The sequence below is a fragment of the Variovorax rhizosphaerae genome (assembly GCF_037889975.1).
GTDB classification, from domain to species: Bacteria; Pseudomonadota; Gammaproteobacteria; order Burkholderiales; family Burkholderiaceae_C; genus Variovorax; species Variovorax rhizosphaerae.
Window position 1 is genome coordinate 300,572 of sequence record NZ_JBBKZT010000002.1, and the last position, 17,809, is coordinate 318,380.

17 protein-coding genes are annotated in these 17,809 nt (G+C 66.6%); 4 read left to right on the top strand and 13 right to left on the bottom strand.

Annotated features, from left to right (window positions below; all coding sequences use genetic code 11):
* Positions 1–77: 77 nt before the first annotated feature.
* From WKW82_RS05295 to WKW82_RS05310, 4 genes are all read right to left on the bottom strand, one after another.
* On the bottom strand, positions 78–1,454 hold the full coding sequence (locus WKW82_RS05295; RefSeq protein ID WP_340341200.1) for an ABC transporter substrate-binding protein: 1,377 nt from the start codon (positions 1,452–1,454) through the stop codon (positions 78–80).
* A gap of 93 nt (positions 1,455–1,547) precedes the next feature.
* Positions 1,548–2,291: a FadR/GntR family transcriptional regulator gene (locus WKW82_RS05300; RefSeq protein WP_340341201.1), complete on the bottom strand. Its 744-nt coding sequence runs from the start codon at positions 2,289–2,291 to the stop codon at positions 1,548–1,550.
* Between the two features lie 12 nt (positions 2,292–2,303).
* On the bottom strand, positions 2,304–3,248 hold the full coding sequence (locus WKW82_RS05305; RefSeq protein WP_340341202.1) for a 2-hydroxyacid dehydrogenase: 945 nt from the start codon (positions 3,246–3,248) through the stop codon (positions 2,304–2,306).
* Positions 3,245–4,219 (bottom strand): Bug family tripartite tricarboxylate transporter substrate binding protein, encoded by a 975-nt coding sequence (locus tag WKW82_RS05310; protein WP_340341203.1) that lies wholly within the window; start codon positions 4,217–4,219, stop codon positions 3,245–3,247. The genes WKW82_RS05305 and WKW82_RS05310 overlap by 4 nt, the downstream gene beginning before the upstream one ends.
* Before the next feature lie 146 nt (positions 4,220–4,365).
* Between WKW82_RS05310 and WKW82_RS05315 the strand changes: the two genes are divergently transcribed.
* From WKW82_RS05315 to WKW82_RS05330, 4 genes are all read left to right on the top strand, one after another.
* Positions 4,366–5,256 (top strand): 2-dehydro-3-deoxygalactonokinase, encoded by an 891-nt coding sequence (locus tag WKW82_RS05315; protein ID WP_340341204.1) that lies wholly within the window; start codon positions 4,366–4,368, stop codon positions 5,254–5,256.
* Entirely contained in the window at positions 5,253–5,891 is a 639-nt protein-coding gene (locus WKW82_RS05320) for a 2-dehydro-3-deoxy-6-phosphogalactonate aldolase (RefSeq protein WP_340341205.1), read from the top strand. The genes WKW82_RS05315 and WKW82_RS05320 overlap by 4 nt, the downstream gene beginning before the upstream one ends.
* Before the next feature lie 13 nt (positions 5,892–5,904).
* Positions 5,905–6,669 carry an aldolase gene (locus tag WKW82_RS05325; RefSeq protein WP_340341206.1) on the top strand — a complete coding sequence of 255 codons (765 nt, stop codon included), beginning with the start codon at positions 5,905–5,907 and terminating at the stop codon, positions 6,667–6,669.
* Positions 6,670–6,869: 200 nt separating this feature from the next.
* Positions 6,870–7,148 (top strand): energy transducer TonB, encoded by a 279-nt coding sequence (locus WKW82_RS05330; protein WP_340341207.1) that lies wholly within the window; start codon positions 6,870–6,872, stop codon positions 7,146–7,148.
* Positions 7,149–7,175: 27 nt separating this feature from the next.
* Here the strand turns inward: WKW82_RS05330 and WKW82_RS05335 are convergent, their stop codons facing one another.
* From WKW82_RS05335 to WKW82_RS05375, 9 genes are all read right to left on the bottom strand, one after another.
* Positions 7,176–8,021 (bottom strand): tetratricopeptide repeat protein, encoded by an 846-nt coding sequence (locus tag WKW82_RS05335; protein ID WP_340341208.1) that lies wholly within the window; start codon positions 8,019–8,021, stop codon positions 7,176–7,178.
* Positions 8,018–8,974, bottom strand: coding sequence for an MlaD family protein (locus WKW82_RS05340; protein ID WP_340341209.1), 957 nt, complete (start codon positions 8,972–8,974; stop codon positions 8,018–8,020). The genes WKW82_RS05335 and WKW82_RS05340 overlap by 4 nt, the downstream gene beginning before the upstream one ends.
* 99 nt (positions 8,975–9,073) lie before the next feature.
* Positions 9,074–9,718, bottom strand: coding sequence for a carbonic anhydrase (locus WKW82_RS05345; protein ID WP_340341210.1), 645 nt, complete (start codon positions 9,716–9,718; stop codon positions 9,074–9,076).
* A gap of 12 nt (positions 9,719–9,730) precedes the next feature.
* Positions 9,731–10,759, bottom strand: a complete 1,029-nt coding sequence (locus WKW82_RS05350; RefSeq protein ID WP_340341211.1) for a YeiH family protein — start codon at positions 10,757–10,759, stop codon at positions 9,731–9,733.
* Positions 10,756–12,069 carry an MFS transporter gene (locus WKW82_RS05355; protein ID WP_340341212.1) on the bottom strand — a complete coding sequence of 438 codons (1,314 nt, stop codon included), beginning with the start codon at positions 12,067–12,069 and terminating at the stop codon, positions 10,756–10,758. Before WKW82_RS05355 ends, WKW82_RS05350 begins: the two co-directional genes overlap by 4 nt.
* A gap of 184 nt (positions 12,070–12,253) precedes the next feature.
* Entirely contained in the window at positions 12,254–13,855 is a 1,602-nt protein-coding gene (locus tag WKW82_RS05360) for an acyl-CoA carboxylase subunit beta (RefSeq protein WP_340341213.1), read from the bottom strand.
* A gap of 16 nt (positions 13,856–13,871) precedes the next feature.
* Positions 13,872–15,482 carry an acyl-CoA carboxylase subunit beta gene (locus WKW82_RS05365; RefSeq protein WP_340341214.1) on the bottom strand — a complete coding sequence of 537 codons (1,611 nt, stop codon included), beginning with the start codon at positions 15,480–15,482 and terminating at the stop codon, positions 13,872–13,874.
* Positions 15,479–17,056 (bottom strand): class I adenylate-forming enzyme family protein, encoded by a 1,578-nt coding sequence (locus WKW82_RS05370; RefSeq protein WP_340341215.1) that lies wholly within the window; start codon positions 17,054–17,056, stop codon positions 15,479–15,481. The genes WKW82_RS05365 and WKW82_RS05370 overlap by 4 nt, the downstream gene beginning before the upstream one ends.
* Complete coding sequence (locus tag WKW82_RS05375) at positions 17,053–17,802, bottom strand: GntR family transcriptional regulator (protein ID WP_340341216.1); 750 nt, start codon at positions 17,800–17,802, stop codon at positions 17,053–17,055. Before WKW82_RS05375 ends, WKW82_RS05370 begins: the two co-directional genes overlap by 4 nt.
* Positions 17,803–17,809 lie beyond the last annotated feature (7 nt).

Consider the following 17,809-nt stretch of genomic DNA (forward strand, 5'->3'; position numbering starts at 1 on the left):
GCCGGGCCGCAGGTGTTGCCCCCGGCGAAGGGGGTGGTCGACTCACGAAGCAAGCCGACCTTGGGGCGGAGCGAAAACTATTTCGCGACCACCTTGATGCGCTCGATCATCTCGTCGACGGCCTTGTCGACGGGGATCTTGTCGGTCACGACGCGGCTCATTGCCTTGGCCCACACGTTCTCGTTGTTGAGAATGGTGAACTTGTAGTTCTTCGTGAATTCGAAGGTCACCGTGCCGCTGGCGTACTGGTTGAACACCGACTTGCGATGCTCGTTGGCCTGCCAGAACGGGCTGGCCTGGCCGGCCTTGGTCACCGGGAACCAGCGGCCGAGCGAACCTTCCACGTAGGGCGTCAGGTTCTCTTCCTGCATCAGGAACTCGACGAACTCCTTCGCACGCTTCTTGTTCTTGGCTTCCTTGAAGATCACGCCGGTCTTCACCGCGGTGCGGTAGACCATCTTGCTGCCGTCCGGCTTGGTCGGGAAGCCGGCCGTGCGGATGCGCTCGTTGAAGTTCTTCTTGGCCTCTTCACGCTGCTCGGGCGTGAGCGTCTCGTTGTTCATGTCGTCGAGCCACTTGGCGGCGATCGAGATGGTCGCGTTGTGCGTCATCACGGTCGTCTTGTTGTGGAAGGCGACGTTGTTGTCCGGGTCCTTCCAGCTCGTGGCGGACGGCGGCGTGCAGCCCTTGATGTAGGGCATCGTGTAGTCGGTCAGGGCGCTGACCAGGCCGGCCTTGACCTTCGGATCGTCGACCAGCAACTTGCCGTTGTCGTCGACCATCTTCACGTTGTAGGCGTCGGCGAAGGTCAGGAAGGAATAGAACGAGTCGCTCGAATCCACGCCCATCGGCTGGCCGATGCCGAAGGTGCGCTTGCCGGTCTTGGTGCGGCTGGCGGGCTGCACCTTTTCGCACCAGAACGGCCAGTATTCCTTCCACGTCGTCGGGATGTCCGATTCCTTGAAGCCGGCCTCCGTCAGCATGTCGAGCCAGTACTCGACGTGCATGGTCTGCTGCTTGATCGGGAAGGCGTAGTAGGCCTTCTGCTTGGTCTTGTCGTCATAGAGGAAGGTGGTCTCGACCGTGTTGGGTGCGAAGCGCGCCTTCATCGGGTTGATGATGCTGCTGATGTCCTCGAGCTTGTCCTCGAAGGCCCATTTGCCGGTGACCTGGAAGTCGTACACGTCGGCATAGGCCACGTCCGGCGGGCTGCCGGAGTCGAGCGCGGACACGGTCTTGGGGATCATGTCCTGGATCGGGTACTGCGACAGGTCGATCTTGACGTCCTTGTGCTTCGCCTCGTACTTCTTGATGGCGGCGAAGAGTGCTTCGTCCTCGGCCTTGTAGAAGCCCTTGACCCACCAGACGGTGAGCTTTTCTTCTGCGGCCGCCTGGCCACTGGCCACGAGCCCCAGCGCAACGAGCGACGCGGCGAATAGCGGTTTCAATTTCATGGTGAGATGTCTCCTTGATGACGGATGCTTCGATTGCAACGGGGGAAGGGGGGACCGGGAATTGGGGGGAACTCGAATGTCTGTGGCCGCGCCTCAATGCGCCTTGAGCCGCGGCGGTGGCCTGCTCAATCGCGGCAACCGACGGCGCGAGCCGAGCACGGCCTCGATGTCGACGCGCGCACCATCGATCAGCTTGAGGACGGCACGCTCTGCCTTCGCCGGCTCATGGGCGATGACGGCATCCAGCACCGCGCGATGCATCGGCAACGACAGCGCCGGGCCATTGCTGCGCGTGGTGGAAATTTCAAAGCTGGTGCGCAGCAGCGCGTTCAGCGCCTTGCTCATCTGCGTCAGCATGCGGTTGCGCGCGGCACGCAGCAGGCCGTGATGAAAACGCAGGTCATGCGTGACGTAGTCGCCACCATGCTCGATGGCGTTCTTCATGCCGGCGTAGGCTGCCTCGATGTCCTCGATGTCTTCTGCAGTGGCGCGCTCCGCGGCCAGGCGCACGGCCGCGGGCTCGACCACGCGGCGCAAGTCCTGCAGGTCGCGCAGGAACTCCGGCGTCAAGCCCACGCGTGCCTGCCAGGTGATGACGTCGGGATCGAACCAGTTCCAGGAGTCCTGCGGCAGCACGCGGCTGCCGACCTTCGGACCGGTCACGACCAGGCCCTTGGCCGCCAGCGCCTTGATCGCCTCGCGCACCACGGTGCGACTCACGCCCAGTTCCTCGCCCAGGATCGGCTCCGGCGGGATCACCCCGCCTTCGCGATAGCGACCCGCAACGATCGACTCGCCAAGCAGGTCGACCGTGTGGCCGTGGGCGTTCTTGACCATTCGGGGCGAGGCTCAGGAAGCGACCGGGGTCAACAACGGCTCGCCCGCGAAATGCGCGCGCAGGTTGTCGAAGGTGAGCTGGCCCATGGCCTCGCGCGTCTGCCGCGTGCCGCTGCCGATGTGCGGCGTGAGCACCACGTTGTCCATCTCGCGCAGCACGGCGGGCACGTTGGGCTCGTCGACGAACACATCGAGCGCCGCGCCGGCAATGTCGCCGGCCTGCAAGGCGGCGATCAGCGCCGGCTGGTCGATGACCGTGCCGCGCGCCACGTTGATCAGGTAGCCCTGCGGGCCCAGCGCCTTCAGCACCTTGGCATCGATCATGCCGCGCGTGGCCGCGCCGCCGGGCGTGATGACGACGAGGAAGTCGACCGCCGCTGCAAGCGCCTCGGCATTGGGGTAGTAGGTGTAGGGCACGCCAGCACGCGGCGAGCGCGCGGTGTACGCAATGTCCATGCGGAAAGCCTGCGCCCGGTGCGCGATGGCCTGGCCGATGCGACCGATGCCGACGATGCCCAGCCGCGCGCCAGTGGCCTTGCGCGCCAGCGAAATCGGGCCGTTGAGCCACGAGCCGTTGCGTACGAACTTGTCCGCCTGAGGGATGCGCCGCGCAATCGACAACAGCAAGCCGATGGCCAGGTCGGCCACGTCATCGTTGAGCACCTCCGGCGTGTTGGTGACGGGCACGCCGCGCTCATGCGCAGCCGCCACGTCGACACCGTCATAGCCGACGCCAAAGACCGAAATCACTTCGAGCGCGGGCAGCTTGCCGATGAGTTCGCGCGGCACCTTGGCCTCGCCATTGGCGACGACGCCACGGATGCGCGGCGCGACCGTAGCGAACGCGTCCGGATCGCTGACGTGGATGCGGTCATGCACCGTGTATTCGGCACGCAGCTTTTCCATCAGGAAGGGCATCAGCGCCGCGACGGCGAGGACTTCGATCTTGTCGCTCATGACTTGATACCGACCTTCTCGACCAGCTGCTTGAAGTACGCGTGGTCGCGCTCCATGGCCTTGCCGAAGGCGTCGGCGTCGAGGTAGGCGAAGCCCAGGTTGAGCTTGTCCAGCGATTCGCGCATGGCGGGGTCCGCGGCCGTCTTGCGTGCGACTTCGCGCAGCGCGTCGACGATGTTGTTGGGCGTGGCCTTGGGTACCGCCAGGCCGCGCCAGGTGCCGATCGACAAATCGATCTTGCGCTCCTTCAGCGTGGGCACCTTGTCGAAGGCCTTGAGTCGCTCGTCCGCCATCACCGCCAGCATCTTGAGCTTGCCGCCCTGCACATGCGCGGAGACTTCGCCGGGGCTGACCGCGACCGCATCGATGTGCCCGCCGAGCAAGGCGACCACGCCCGGCGCCGCGCCCTGGTAGGGCACGTGGTTGAACTTGACGCCGGTCTTGTCCTCGAAGCCCGCCGCAGCCAGGTGCCAGATCGAACCGTTGCCCGCGTTGCCCACCTTCATCTCGCCCGGCTTGGCCTTGGCCGCCGCGATGAATTCCTCGATGGTGTTCCAGGGCGCGTCGGCCTTGACGGTGATGGCGGCCGGGTCGGCGTTCAGGCGCGCGACCGGGCGGAAGTCGGCATAGGTGAACTTGGAGAGGTTCAGGTGCGGCAGGATCACCAGTTCGGCGATCACCACGCTGACCTTGTAGCCATCCGGCTTGCTGTTGAGCACGTCGGACATGCCGACCACACCGCTGGCGCCGGGCTTGTCGTTGACGATGAGGGGCTGCGAGAAATTCTTCTTCGCCAGCTCGGCGAAGCTGCGGGCCAGGGCGTCGGTGCCGCCGCCGGCCGATGCGGGCACGACGAGTTCCACCGGCTTGGTCGGATAGTCCTCGGCAAAGGCGGCGAAGGAGGTGGGCAAGAGCATGGCCGCGAGGCCCTGCAGGACTTGGCGGCGGTGCGCCACAGGTGAGCTTTGCATGTAGTTGGTCCGTTGATTTTTCACTCGGAAAACCCTAGGCTTGCTGCCCGGTTCGCGGCTTATCATATGATGATTGAAATGGCCGCCACTGCAGGGAAACCCTGATCTGCGGCCTCCTGAAACATGCCATACGGAGACATGAACCAATGCATTTGGTCGCGGTCGATTGGGGCACCAGTTCCCTGCGTGGCGCGTTGCTCGACGGCACCGGAACAGTGCTCGCCGAGCAAGGCCATCCACGCGGCATCCTGAGCGTTCCCGCGGGTGGATTCCCCGAGGTGTTCGAGTCGCTGTTCGCCGAATGGATGCGGCCCGAAGGCACGCGCTGCATCATCTCGGGCATGGCCGGCAGCCAGCAGGGCTGGGTCGAGGCGCCCTACTGCGCCTGCCCCGCCGGGCTCGGCGAAGTGGCCCGCAGCATCATCGACATCCAGCCGGGCCGCATCGCGTTGGTGCCGGGCCTGCGCGACGAGCACGCCGGCGTGCCCGATGTGATGCGTGGCGAAGAGGTCCAGATCTTCGGCGCCATCGCGCTCACGGGCTTGCGGGACGGGGTCTTCGTGCTGCCAGGCACGCACAACAAATGGGTTCGCGTGAAGGACGGCCGCGTCGAAGGCTTCCGCACCTTCATGACGGGCGAGTTCTATGCGCTACTGAGCCAGCACTCCATCATCGCCCGCACGCTCGATGCGGATGCGCCGCTCGATGAAGCCGCATTCCTCCAGGGCGTCGCGCAGTCCGACAATGGCGAAGGGCTGCTGCACAACGCATTCGGCGCGCGAACGTTGGCCTTGTTCAACCGCACGCCGAAGGCGCATCTGTCGAGCTACCTCTCCGGCCTGCTCATCGGCGAGGAACTGCGTACGCAGTCGCTGAAGACTTCGGGCGAGGTGGTGCTGATCGGCTCCCCCGCCCTCACCCAGCGCTATGCATTGGCGATCGGCGCCGCCGGCGTTGCGACACGCACGCTGGGCGCCGAAGCCACCTGGGCTGGACTTCATGCGCTGGCCTTGATCCAACACAACCCCACACCATGACCGCACTCGCCACATTCAACGCTGCGATGCAGCAGCTTCCCCTCATCGCGATCCTGCGCGGGCTCACGCCGGCCGAGGCCGCCGACGTGGGCGATGCCATCGTCGAGCCGGGCTTCCGGCTGCTTGAAGTACCGCTCAATTCGCCCGATCCGCTCGAGAGCATCGCGTTGATGCGCAAGCGCTTTCCGCAGGCGCTGGTCGGCGCGGGCACGGTGCTCGATGTACAGCAGGTTCGCGAGGTGCATGCGGCCGGCGGGCAACTGATCGTTTCGCCCAACTTCAACGCGGAAGTCATCGCGGAAGCGGTGCGGCTCGACATGGTCTGCCTGCCCGGCGTAATGACGCCCACCGAAGCCTTTGGCGCGCTGGCCGCAGGGGCCACGGGGCTGAAGCTGTTCCCGGCGGAACTGGCCTCGCCGGCCGTCGTGAAGGCGCTGCTGGCCGTGCTGCCGGCCGGCACGCCGCTGATGCCCGTGGGCGGCATCGCGCCACACAACATGGGCGAGTGGCGGGCCGCGGGTGCGGCCGGCTTCGGCATCGGCTCGTCGCTCTACAAGCCCGGCAAATCCGCTGCCGCCGTCCGCGAGGACGCTACCCGATTCGTGTCGGCATGGGCCGGCACCATCACTGCTTGAGGACCCCATCACCATGGTTGAAACGATCATCAAGGGCAACATCCGCGACACCCCCCAAGCCCAGTACGCCAACCCGCGCGTGCGCAAGCTGCGCGAAGACCTCGCGCTGGCCCTGCGTGCGGCTGCGCACCACGGGCTGTCGGAAGGCGTCTGCAACCACTTCAGCGTGCTGGTGCCCGGTGCCACTGACCGCTACCTCATCAATCCGCGCGGACTGCACTGGAGCGAGATCGGGCCGGACGACATCGTGCTCATCGACGTGCAGGGCAAGGTGCTGGCGGGTCGTCATCGCGTCGAGCCCACCGCGCTCTTCATCCATGGCGCGGTGCATCGCCTGACCGGCCATGCGGTGGTGTTGCATTGCCACATGCCCTATGCCACCGCGCTCACACTGACCACCGACCGGGCGCTGGATCCCACGTTGAGCCAGAACGCGATGCGCTACATGAACCGCATCGCCATCGACACCGTCTACAACGGCCTCGCGCTCGACGATGCCGAGGGCGAGCGCATCGCGAAGGCCATGGCCGGCAAGGACGTGGCCTTCCTCGCGAACCACGGCGTGATCGTGGCCGGCGCGGCCATCGCGCATGCCTACGACGACCTCTACTACCTCGAGCGCAGTTGCCTGCACCAAGTGATCGCACAGCAGACCGGGCGTCCACTGGTGCCGGTGGACCCGGCGATGGCGGCGCGCGTGGCGGCGCAGATCCAGGGGGAGCGGGAGCAGTCGGACCTGTTCTTCGAGGCGTTGCGGCGGATGTTGCCGGCGCCCTGATGGCGTGTGAAATTTCAGCCGATCAGTCCATGGGATCTCGCGCAATGCCTTGCCGACTTCGCCGAATCGCATCGCGCTTCTTGCTGGGTGCGATGCTCCTCTCCACACTTCCTGGCATTGAAGGTTGTGCGACGAGCAACGACGTAGACGCCTGGCCGGCCACGCAGGTCCCGTCAAACCAGATGCGATTGGCGGAACCCTTGCAGATCAAGATGCCCCGGCGCAATCTGAACGAACCGATGCCCAATGGAACAGCGGTTCTGCGCCTGCACGTGGACACGCTGGGAAATGTGCGCAAGGCATCGCTCGCCAGTAGCAGCGGTAGCGCGGTCCTGGACGGTGCGGCGGTGCAGGCCCTGACCGGGGCCAGGTTCTTCCCCTATCGCGAAGCAGGCGTTGCGTTGGCCGTCACGACGTTGATGCCGCTGAACGTCAAGGGTTCGATGCAATGTCGGGGTTTGAATCCGCTGGATTGCTGAAGCGCCTGAACGCCGATGGCAGGCTCGCTAAGGCGATGGTCCCGCCAGCCATGCAGGCTCCTTCTCCGACCCCGCCGCGTTGCCGGCCGCGACCGCCACGTCGCGTGCCCGGGTCCAATAGTCCCTCGCGAGTTCCGGCTTGTCCGCGGAGGCCTGGCCAAGGAGCAGCAGATCCTGGTGAATCTTTCCGCTCGCGCCCGCGGCCTTGTCGATCTTGAGGGCCTCGTGCAGCAGGGGCACCGCGGCAGCGGGCGTCTTCATCGCAATGTAGGCGCTCGACTGCAGGCGAAGCGCGTTGGCCCTTTCCAGCATGTCGTTCTTGGCCAGTGCGCTCTGCGCCTGCTGCGCGAAGCGCAAGCCCTCCGCAGGGCTTCCGCCATTCAATGCCAGCCAGGCCTTCAGGTTGAGGATCTTTCCCCTGACGCTGCATTTGTTGCCGCACAGCACGCCAGCGCGGTCTAGCGCTTGCTCGGCGCCTGCAGGATCGCTGGCCTGCACGGCCATCGCGCGCCGTAGAGCGGCTTCAGCGCGCCGGTCGGCACTGAAGGCAAGCCGACGTTCATCCATCACTGCGTCCAGTTGCTTCAAGGCCTCGTCCTGGCGACCCATGCCGAGATGGACCATGGCCAGGTTCAGCCGGGTGGCGGCGATGGCCTCCTCGTCCTCGATGGACCGCGCGACCACCAGCGCCTGCTCGAAGTAGCTGAGCGCACGCGGCAAGTCGCCCGCCTTGTAGCGATCCATCCCCTGCGTGTTGTAGCCCTGTGCCTGGATATCGGCCGACGATCGCGCGGGCGGCGTCGAGCATGCGCCGAGCAGGCCCGTGGCCACGGCAAGCAGGCCACACGCCATCAATCGCCACATGCCGTTCATCGCGTCTCCCCTGGCAACGGCAAGCCGCCGATGCTGTCGATCGGCAACGACTGCGGCGTGGTGGCCGTGCCGGTCAGCATGCTGATCGGCCAGGTCTGCCGCGCATTGCTCACCATCTGGTTGGCCTGCGTGGCAACAGCCTGCACCTGGTCCAGCACCGCGGGCAAGCGCTCAGCCGCCTGCGCGGCCATGGCCTGTACGTCTGCGCTGGCCTTCTGCGAGGTGGCTGCCGCCTGCTGCACCCTCTCGATCACGGCTGGCGCGGCCTCCTGCACGACATCGATGGTGCGACCGGCCTTCTGCAAGGTCGCCTTCGCGCCGTTCTCGATGGACTTCACGCCTTCCCGGGCTTGATCGAGCACTTCACCGGTCTTTTCGGCCATGGCAGGCAACTTCTCGGCCACCTCCTGACCTGCCTTCAGCGATTGCTGAAAGGGCCCTTCGGGATCGTTCAGGCTGTCGGTCAGCTTGCGCGCATCGGCGATCACCGGCATCAGCGCGGCCTGGATCTCCTCGACGACCTGCTGGCTGCGGTCCTTGCCGCGCTCGAAGGCGAGGACGTCGCCGGAAACCACCGGTTGTGCCGGGCCGCTCGGCGGCAGCAGGTCGATGGTCTGCTTGCCGATGAGGTTCTCGCGCACCAGCTTCGCCGTGCTGCCCTTGGGAATGCCCTGCATGTGCTCGTGCCCGATGCGCAACTCGATCCGTGCGCCGTGGCCGGCGGACTCCTGCGACGACGTGAGCGCAATGTGGCGAACGCTGCCGACCACCACGCCGCGGCTCGTGACCTGCATGTCCTCGGTCATTCCGGCGGCATCGGGGGCCTCGACGTAGAGCAGGTCATGGCGTTCGAACCACCCGCGCTGCTGGGCGATCCAGGCCAGGCATGCGGCGATGACGACCAGCAGCGCAATGACGGCGACACGCGGGCGTCCGGAATCAGGTTTCAGCATCGACATCCTCCAGTCAGAACCGAGTGAAAGGGGAGCTACGAAGTACGGTCTGCACTGTACCCGCCACCCACGCTGCCGCAAGAAATAGACCCGCGGCGGTCAGGCGATCCGCGACCGCATGGCTTCAACGGCATCGTCCAGGAATTCGACCCTGCCCGTTGCGAGCGAATACTCGGCGCCCACGACGCGCAATTTGCCGGCCTCGATCAGTTCCTCAAGGATCTTCGATCCCTTGCGCAATTGCGCGACCGACTGGCGCACATTGGCCTTCACGCTCTTGCGGATCAAGGTCTCGCGGTCGTAGCCCAGTTCCGGCGCCAGCAAGCCCGCCACCGCCGGCTCGATGCGTTCCGCGATGAAGCGCATGTGCGGCGAGCGGGCCTCGGCCGGCCGGCGCAGCCGCTCCAGCGTGCCGAGCACCGCACCGCAGTTCGAGTGGCCAAGCACGACCACCAGCGGCGTGCCGAAGGCCGCGGCGGCGAACTCGACGCTGCCCAATTGCGAAGGCGAGACGATGTTGCCGGCCACGCGGATGACGAACAGGTCGCCCAGGTCCTGGTCGAACACGATCTCCACCGGCACGCGGGAGTCGGAGCAGCCGATGATGATGGCAAAAGGCTCCTGCTTGAAGTCCGTGCGGGCACGCTGCACGCGGCGCAGGAAGGTCTCTGCGCTGCCGATGCCCGACGCGAACTGTTCATTGCCTTCGCGCAAGCGCTGGAGGGCGTCGTCTGCTGTGATCATGGAAGTCATCGCTTATCGCGCGAAATGGATGAAGGCCGCGGCCAGGAGCGCAAGAAACACCGTCTCGCTCACCATCAGCACGATCGGCTTCACGCCCACCGTCGCGAAGTCCTTCAGGTGGGATTTCATGCCGATGGCCGCCATCGAGATCACCAGCAGCCAGGTGGACAGCGTCTGCAGCGCGTGCTGCAACGCCGTCGGGATCAAGCCCGCACTGTTGACGCCGACCAGCAACGCGAAGGCCACGACGAACCAGGGCAGCAGCGGCGGCTTGGGGCCGGTCGCGCCTGTCGCCGCGTGGTCCTTACGGTACGACAGCGTGATGACCAGGATCACCGGCAGCAACATCGCAACGCGCAACAGTTTCACGATGGTCGCGACGTCGCCGGTTTCCTTCGACATGCCGTAGCCTGCGCCCACAACCTGTGCCACGTCGTGGATCGTGCCGCCCAGGAAGACGCCGGAGGCTTCGTGGCCGAACCCGAGTAGCGTGACGATCATGGGGTAGAGCACCATCGCGACGGTGGAAAGCGTGCTCACGCCGATCACGGTGAAGATGGTGGCGCGCTCCTTCACCTTGTCGTCGGCATGCGCGGGCATCACCGCGGCGATGGCCATCGCGGCCGACGCGCCGCAGATGCCTACGGCCCCGCCTGTCAGCACGCCGAAGCGGTTTCGGTAGCCCATCATGCGCGCCAGCAGGATGCCGAAGCCGATGGTCAATGCGACGGAGACCACGACCATCGCGATCGGCATCGCGCCCAGCGCGGTGATCTGGCCCAGCGTGATGCGCACGCCCAGCAGCGCCACGCCGATGCGCAGCAGCGTGCTCGCGGAGAAGCGGATGCCCGGCACGCAACGCCCTTCGGTCGAAAGGAAGTTCAATGCCATGCCCAGCAGCAGGGCAAACAGCATTGCGGAGACGTGGTAGTGCTCGGCCAGCGAGATGGCGGCCACCGCCACCACCACCGACATCAAGACGCCGTGGAAATTCGTGCGGGCGGGTTCTCGCCAGGCCGGCAAGCTCAGCGAGAGGTTCATGCCGCGGCCCTCGCCCGGATGCGCGCCGCGTCCGCCTCGTAGCTGCGCGAGGACAGCACGAAGAAGAAGGCCGCGGCCAGTGCGAGCACGGGTGTCAGCGTCATCGCCAGCTTCAGCCCCACGTGGTCCGACAGCATGCCGACGATCAGCGGTCCGGGCGCGAGGCCGATGAGGTTGTTGGCCAAGGCCATCGTCGCCGCAACCGTGGCCCGCACACCAGGGTGCGTCACGTCACACACGATGGCGCTCGAACAGCCACCCTGCGCAGCAGCAAACAAGGCGCCCAGGAAGATGAGCCCCAAGCTCATCGGACCCGCGGGCAAGGCAAACGCGCCCATCAGCGCCACGGCCGTCAGCACGGAGTAGACCGCCGGCACCAGCGCCCTGCGCCGCGGGTGGCGGGCGCTCAACCGGTCCGCGACGCCACCGCCGAACATCATGCCGAGGCCGGCAGCCATGACGGCAACCCCCGCCATCAACCCCGCCTTCTTCAGGTCGATGTCGTGGTAGCGGTTGAAGTAGGTCGGCAACCAGGCGATGAGCATTGCGGGCATGGCCATTTGCAGGCCGCTTGCAAGGAAGGCGAAGTTGCCGGCACGCGAGGCGAAGACCTCCCGCACCACGCGCTGGAAGCCCGGGCGGCCGGTGCTCGGGTCACCAAGGCCCTTCGTGCCGTCCAGGGCGACCGTCTTGTAGTCGCGCACCACGAAGGGGTACATCAAGGCCAGCAACAGCCCCGGCGCGCCGACGACGAAGAAGGCCATGCGCCAGCCCGATTGCGCCGCGACGGCGCCACCAATCACCACGCCGAGTACCGAGCCGAACAGGCTCGCCGACAGGAAGGCTCCCAGCACCGCTGCGCGTTGCCGGGCAGGAAACACATGGGCCAGCAGCGCGGCGCCGGCGGCCCCGTACGCGGCTTCTCCCAAACCCACGAAGGCACGCGCCCACAGCAGCTGTCCATGGCTTTGCGCCATGCCACAGGCAATGGTTGCCAGGCACCAGACGAAGGCCATCAGCGTGATGCTCTTGACGCGGCCCCAGCGGTCGGCGACCAGCGAGATGGGCACGGTCAGCACGCCGACGACCAGCGAGACCACGCTCACCAGCATGGCGAGTTGCGAATCGAGCAGCGACCACTCGATCTTGAGGGCGGGCATGACCGCGCCGATGACCTGCCGCGACAGGTAGTCGGACATCATCAGCCCGAAGGTGAGCGCGAAGACGGACCAGGCGTAGAGGCGTGGCATGCGGCGCTTGTCGTCGGGCGCGTCGAGGCTGGCGGAGTCCGCCGAAAGGGTGGGGTTCATGGCTGTTGTCTCTTGTCAGGATGTGGGTGCGAGTTGCTCCACGGCGCTTCCGCGTCTTCCTCGACGCATGAAAGCTGGCGGAGCAATGTCTGTTCGTGGGCACCCGCGGAACCGGCTTTGCCGGGCCGCTGGGTGCGCCCCCTCGAGGGGGTGCGCCGCAGGCGCTGCGGGGGTGGGCTTCATTTCAGATATAGGTCGGCCACGAGCGCATGTCGTGCTGCCCGATGCCGCCGTTGCGGTCGCGGCGGTGGGTGGCCATCGCATCGATGAGCCATTCACGGGTTTGCTGCGGCGCGATCACGGACTGCACGCCAAAGGCGCCGGCCAGTGCGTAGGCCGAGGTGTCGCGCGAGAGCTCGGCCTTGAGCCGGTCGAAGTGGTCTGGCGCATCTTCACGCTGGATGCCATGGAGCACGCTCACGCCGATGTGCGGATCCATGAAGCTGACGTCGGCACTGGTCCAGGCCGCCGTCTCGTCGCTGTTGCGACCCCCACCCATGTTGATGTACGCCTGCCCGAAGCTCTTGCGCAGGATCACCGACAGCTTGGGCACGCTGCACAGCTGCACCGCGTGGATCATGTTCATGATGTGCGCCGGCGCGGCCTTGCGCTCGCCTTCGATGCCGACCAGGAAGCCGGGCGTGTCGACCAGGAAGATGACCGGGATGTTGAAGGAGTCGCACATCACCAGGAAGGACGTCACCTTGCGGCAGGCGTCCGGGTCCATGGCGCCGCCCTTGAACATCGGATTCGACGCGACGATGCCGACGCTCTCGCCGTCCAGGCGTGCGAGGCCGGTGACGGCGGCGCGGCCGAAGCGGTCCTTCAGGTTGAAGAAGCTGCCTTCGTCGACGATGCCGGCGATGACCTTGCGCATGTCGTAGGTCTTGCTGCGGGCGGAGGGCACGAGTTCGAGCAGCTTGTCGGCGTCGGGCGCAACCGCCGCGGTAGCGGGCAGGCTGGGCGCCTTTGCCCCCGAATTTGAAGGGAGGTAGCTGAGAAAGCGGCGGATCGCCGCGAGCGCTTCCTCGTCGCTGTTGACGACCACGTCCACGAGGCCGGTTTGCTCGGCGTGCAGTTTCCAGCCGCCGAGTTCTTCGGGATCCACGGCTTCGCCGATGGCCAGCGAAGTGACACGCGCACTCGACACCGCGAGGAACGCACCCTTGCGCATGACCACGAAGTCCGACAGGCAGGTGTACCAGGTCGATGAACCGAGGCACGGCCCCAGCACCGCGCTGACCCACGGGATCTCGCGGCGGCGGCAATACTGCTGCGGGTCCTGCCCGGCGCCGGCCATCGCCTCGGCGCCGAGGCTGTCGGGCACGCGCGAGCCGCTCGATTCGCCGAGGAAGATGAGCGGCATGCCGTTGCGCGTGGCCGTCTCCTTGAGGCGGGCGATCTTGCGCATGTTGATGGCGGAGGACGATGCGCCCATCACCGTCATGTCGTTCGACACCACGGCCACGCGGCGCCCTTCGATGCGGCCGGTGCCGGTGATCTTGGCGTCGGCCGGCGAGGATTCGCGATCACCCGGCACCACCGAGACGGCCAGCATGCCGGACTCGTTGAAGGAGCCATCGTCCAACAGTTGCTCGATGCGCTCGCGGGCGTTCAGGTGGCCGCTGGCGCGGCGTTTCGCGAGCTTGGCTTCGCCGCCCATGGCGAGTGCGGTATGGACGCGCGAATCGAGTTCGACGCGTTGGTCTTCGTAGGTGCCGGACCCTTTCGACGGGGCGGCGGGGGCGGTGGGTTCAATCATGGGTGCAATCAGTGCGGCGTTCATCTGGATTCCTTTCGTATCAGCGCATCGTGCGGCCGACCGGGCCGAGGCGGCGGCCGGTGGCCTGGTAGGCGTCCTCCACCCAGGCGCACAACAAGGGCCGCGTGGATGCCGGCTCGATGATGTCCAGCACGCCGAACCGTTCGGCGGTGCGCATCGGGGAAGAGATCGCGTGGTAGTGCGCCTCCAGGTCGAGGCGGTGCGCGACCGGATCTTCGGCAGCGGCGATGTCCTTCTTGTACGCCGCGGCCACACCCCCTTCGACCGGGATCGAACCCCAGCGCGCGGACGGCCATGCATAGCGGTTCGGCAGCGAGGTGCCCGACGGCCCGTGCAAGGGGCTCAGCATCGCGCCGGCCAGGCCGACGCAACGACGCAGCACGATGGCGAGCCACGGCACGCCCGATTGCTCGATCGCATGCATCGCCTGCAGTGCCGCCGAGATGGTGCCTTCGCGCTCGGCATCGGCGCCGGTCATCACGCCCGGCTGGTCGGCCAGGTTGACGATGGGCAAGTGGAAGGTGTCGCACAGGTCGACGAAGCGCGCCATCTTGAGGGCCGCCGAACGCGTCAGCGCGCCGCCCATGATCATGGGGTTGTTGGTCAACACGCCGACTGCGTGGCCCTTCAGGCGCGCGAAGCAGGTGATGGTCGAGCCGCCGAAGTCCGGCGACATCTCGAAGACCGAGCCTTCGTCAAAGATGGACTTCAGGATCTTGCGCGGGTTGAAGACCTTGCGCTTGTCCGCCGGGATCGCCTTGTTGAGCCACGGGTCGCAGCGATCGACCGGATCGGTGCAAGACACCACCGGCGGGCGCTCCCACACGTTGGCTGGCAGGTAGGAGAGAAAGCGGCGCGTCGCCTTCAACGCATCTTCTTCCGTGTCGACGGCCAGGCCGACCGCGCCGCTGTAGCGGTGCATCTGCTCATAGCCGCCGAGCGATTCCTTGTCGATGTCGATGCCCAGCGCCTGCTTCACGACCGGCGGGCCGCCCGCGAAGATCTGGCTCTTGCCGCGGATCATGATGGCCAGGTGCGATGCGCCCACGCGGACCGCCCCCAGGCCGGCGCAGGCGCCGAGCGCGATGCCGACCACGGGCACCACGCCCAACAGTTGCGTCATCGGCAGCATCGGGTAGCCGGGGATCTTGGTGTGGCCGAGCTTGTCGAGCAGCTTCACGCTGCCGCCGGCGCTGTCGATCATGCGAACGAGCGGCAGCTTGTATTCCCAGGCGTAGCGGTCGGCGTAGATCCACTTTTCCGACACCGAGCCTTCGGAGGAACCGCCGCGGATCGTGAAGTCGTCGGCCGCCACCACGGTGCGCCTTGAATCGATCTTGCCGATGCCGACCACCGCATTGCTTGGCGTGAAGCTCGCGCGCTTGCGGTCCGCGCCGTACTTGACAGCGCCAGCCAGCGCGCCGATCTCGCCGAAGCTGCCGGCGTCGAGCAGATGCTCGATGCGCTCGCGCGCCGTGAGCTTGCCCAGCGCATGGTGCTTGGCGACCTGCTCTTCGCCGCCCAGCGCATTCGCGATGGCGCGGCGCTCGTTGAGCTCCTGCAGGTCTTCGGCCCAGTCCCCCTCTTGGACTGTGTTGGCGACGGGTGCGGATGTGAGTGTGGTGTTCATTTGGAAAGGGCTCCTTCAGGATGGCGCGCGAGGTACGCATCGCGCAGGTCGTTCTTGGTCACCTTGCCGGCGTGGTTGCGCGGCAGCGCGTCGACGAACTCGATCACGCGTGGTTTCTTGTAGCCGGCGATCAGTTCGCCGCTGTGCCGGGCGAGCGCCGCGGCATCGATGCTTTCGCCGGGGCGGCGCACCACGAAGGCGGCGATGACTTCGCCCCATTCGGTGTCGGGCAGGCCGAGCACGGCGACCTCGGCGACGGCCGGGTGCGCGTGCAGCGCGTCTTCGACTTCACGTGCATAGACGTTGAAGCCGCCGCTGATCATCATGTCCTTGTTCCGGCCCACGATGTAGAGGAAGCCTTCCTCGTCGAAACGGCCGAGGTCGCCGCTGTAGTACCAGCCATGGCGGATCGATTCGCTTTCGAGGTCCGGGCGGCGCCAGAAGGCGACTTCGCCGATGCCGCGGTGGGCGATCGCGATCTCGCCGACTTCGCCCTGTGCCACCGGTCGGCCATCGGCACCGCGCACGGTGATCTCGACGTCCATCGTCGGGCGCCCGCAAGAGGTGATGCGGTGCGACGGCTTGCCGTCTTGCAGGTGGTCGTGCGGATAGAGCACGCACAAGGGCTGCACTGCTTCCGTCATGCCGTATTGCTGGCGAAGGATGGGGCCGAGGCGTTCGAGCGCTTCGTGCACCATGCTCGTCGGCGTCGGCGCCGTGCCGTAGTGCACGCGGTTCAGGGAAGACAGGTCCGCGCCGGGGTTGGCAGCCACCGCTTCGAGCAAGCGGCCCATCATCGTCGGCACCATCATCAACTGGCTGATGCGTTCGCTGCCGATCTGCGCCAGCACCTGCTCGGCATCGAACTTGTCCGCGACGATGTTCCTTGCGCCGCGCAGGTAGCACGGCAGCAGGTGCACGCCGGCGGCGTGCGTGAGCGGGCCGACATGCAGCATCGCGTCATCGATGCCCAGTCCGTATTCCATCGCGGCGAAATGATTGGCAAGGCGGGCTTCCCAGCGCTCGATGCTGTAGGCCACGCCCTTGGGCTTGCCGGTGGTGCCCGAGGTGTAGGCGATGCGCAGCAGCAGGTCCGCCGGCACCGTGAGGTGCGGCGCCCGGTCGGAAGCGCGCGCCAGCAGCGCGTCGTAATCGAGCACGCTGGCATCCTGCCAACCCACGCCGATCACGACGCGCAACGACGGCACCTGCAGCCGCACCTTCATCACCGAGTCGCGGAACTCGGGCCCGGCGATGAGCACCGAGGCCTCGGCGTCGTTCAGGATCGCCGCCTGCTCGTGCACGGTGTGGCGCGCGTTGAGGGCAACGTAGCCCTGCGCGGCTTTTTCGGCGCCGAACTGCGCCTCGATGCTTTCGACCGAGTTGTTGAGCAGCACGGCCAGTCGTTCGCCGGGGCGGCGACCCAGCCCGATCAGCACATTGGCCAACTGGTTGCTGCGCCGCTCGATCTGCGTGTAAGTGAAGCTGCGGTCACGGAACACGACCGCCGTGCAGTCGCGAAACTGACCGGCGGCCCAGGAGAGGGCGTGGCCTGCGATTCGTGTGGAACTCATGGATGGATGTCCTGTGTGGGGTGGTCGTTCGCTGCGGATGCAGCGGACCCGGTCGTGCGGGTCGATGGGCGGCTGGCCGTTCTCCTCGGCTGCAATTGCCGGACGGCTTCGCGCTCGGACGCGTCGATCATTTGTTCGATGGCCGCGGCGGCGCGGTCGATGTCTCCCGCCTTCATCGCATCGGCCGTGGCGCGCCACAGGCGTGCCGATTCACGGCGGCGTGTGGCGGTGGCCAGGCCCAGCTTCGAGTAGCGCCGCGTCTGCCGCGCCAGGGAGGTCAGGATTTCAGCCAGGCGCTCGTTGCCCGAGTTCTCAGCCAGCATGCGGCTGAGCCGGTAGCTGATGGAGAGGTAGTCGTCGCCCGTGTCCGGCGTCCTGGCGAGCACTTCGAGTTCGCCGACCTTGCCGTCGATCCAGGCCATCAACCTGTCGTCCGGACTGGCCATGCCGCGCACCATGGCGCTCACCAGCTGGCGACGGATCTCGAAGATGTCGCTGACCTCCTTGACCGACAACTGCGTGACGTGGGCGCCCCGGTTGGGGAGGATGCGCACGACCGAGTCTTTCTCGAGGATGCGCAGCGCTTCGCGCACCGGCCCGCGGCTCACATCAAACTGCTCGGCCAGCATTTCCTCGCGGATGCGATCGCCCGGCGCGTACTCGCCGTTGACGACCGCCGCAAAGATGCGCTCGGCGATCTGCTCGGGCAGCGTCATCAGCTTTGCCGCACCCTCGGAAACACTCATGTCCGGC

Excerpts from the sequence above, each read along its gene's own strand:
- WKW82_RS05320 (WP_340341205.1), top strand. The coding sequence starts at position 5,253 with ATGACCGCACTCGCCACATTCAACGCTGCGATGCAGCAGCTTCCCCTC.
- WKW82_RS05375 (WP_340341216.1), bottom strand. The coding sequence starts at position 17,802 with ATGAGTGTTTCCGAGGGTGCGGCAAAGCTGATGACGCTGCCCGAGCAG.
- WKW82_RS05300 (WP_340341201.1), bottom strand. The coding sequence starts at position 2,291 with ATGGTCAAGAACGCCCACGGCCACACGGTCGACCTGCTTGGCGAGTCG.
- WKW82_RS05360 (WP_340341213.1), bottom strand. The coding sequence starts at position 13,855 with ATGAACGCCGCACTGATTGCACCCATGATTGAACCCACCGCCCCCGCC.
- WKW82_RS05315 (WP_340341204.1), top strand. The coding sequence starts at position 4,366 with ATGCATTTGGTCGCGGTCGATTGGGGCACCAGTTCCCTGCGTGGCGCG.
- WKW82_RS05355 (WP_340341212.1), bottom strand. The coding sequence starts at position 12,069 with ATGAACCCCACCCTTTCGGCGGACTCCGCCAGCCTCGACGCGCCCGAC.
- WKW82_RS05295 (WP_340341200.1), bottom strand. The coding sequence starts at position 1,454 with ATGAAATTGAAACCGCTATTCGCCGCGTCGCTCGTTGCGCTGGGGCTC.
- WKW82_RS05370 (WP_340341215.1), bottom strand. The coding sequence starts at position 17,056 with ATGAGTTCCACACGAATCGCAGGCCACGCCCTCTCCTGGGCCGCCGGT.
- WKW82_RS05310 (WP_340341203.1), bottom strand. The coding sequence starts at position 4,219 with ATGCAAAGCTCACCTGTGGCGCACCGCCGCCAAGTCCTGCAGGGCCTC.
- WKW82_RS05345 (WP_340341210.1), bottom strand. The coding sequence starts at position 9,718 with ATGATCACAGCAGACGACGCCCTCCAGCGCTTGCGCGAAGGCAATGAA.
- WKW82_RS05325 (WP_340341206.1), top strand. The coding sequence starts at position 5,905 with ATGGTTGAAACGATCATCAAGGGCAACATCCGCGACACCCCCCAAGCC.
- WKW82_RS05305 (WP_340341202.1), bottom strand. The coding sequence starts at position 3,248 with ATGAGCGACAAGATCGAAGTCCTCGCCGTCGCGGCGCTGATGCCCTTC.
- WKW82_RS05340 (WP_340341209.1), bottom strand. The coding sequence starts at position 8,974 with ATGCTGAAACCTGATTCCGGACGCCCGCGTGTCGCCGTCATTGCGCTG.
- WKW82_RS05365 (WP_340341214.1), bottom strand. The coding sequence starts at position 15,482 with ATGAACACCACACTCACATCCGCACCCGTCGCCAACACAGTCCAAGAG.
- WKW82_RS05335 (WP_340341208.1), bottom strand. The coding sequence starts at position 8,021 with ATGAACGGCATGTGGCGATTGATGGCGTGTGGCCTGCTTGCCGTGGCC.
- WKW82_RS05350 (WP_340341211.1), bottom strand. The coding sequence starts at position 10,759 with ATGAACCTCTCGCTGAGCTTGCCGGCCTGGCGAGAACCCGCCCGCACG.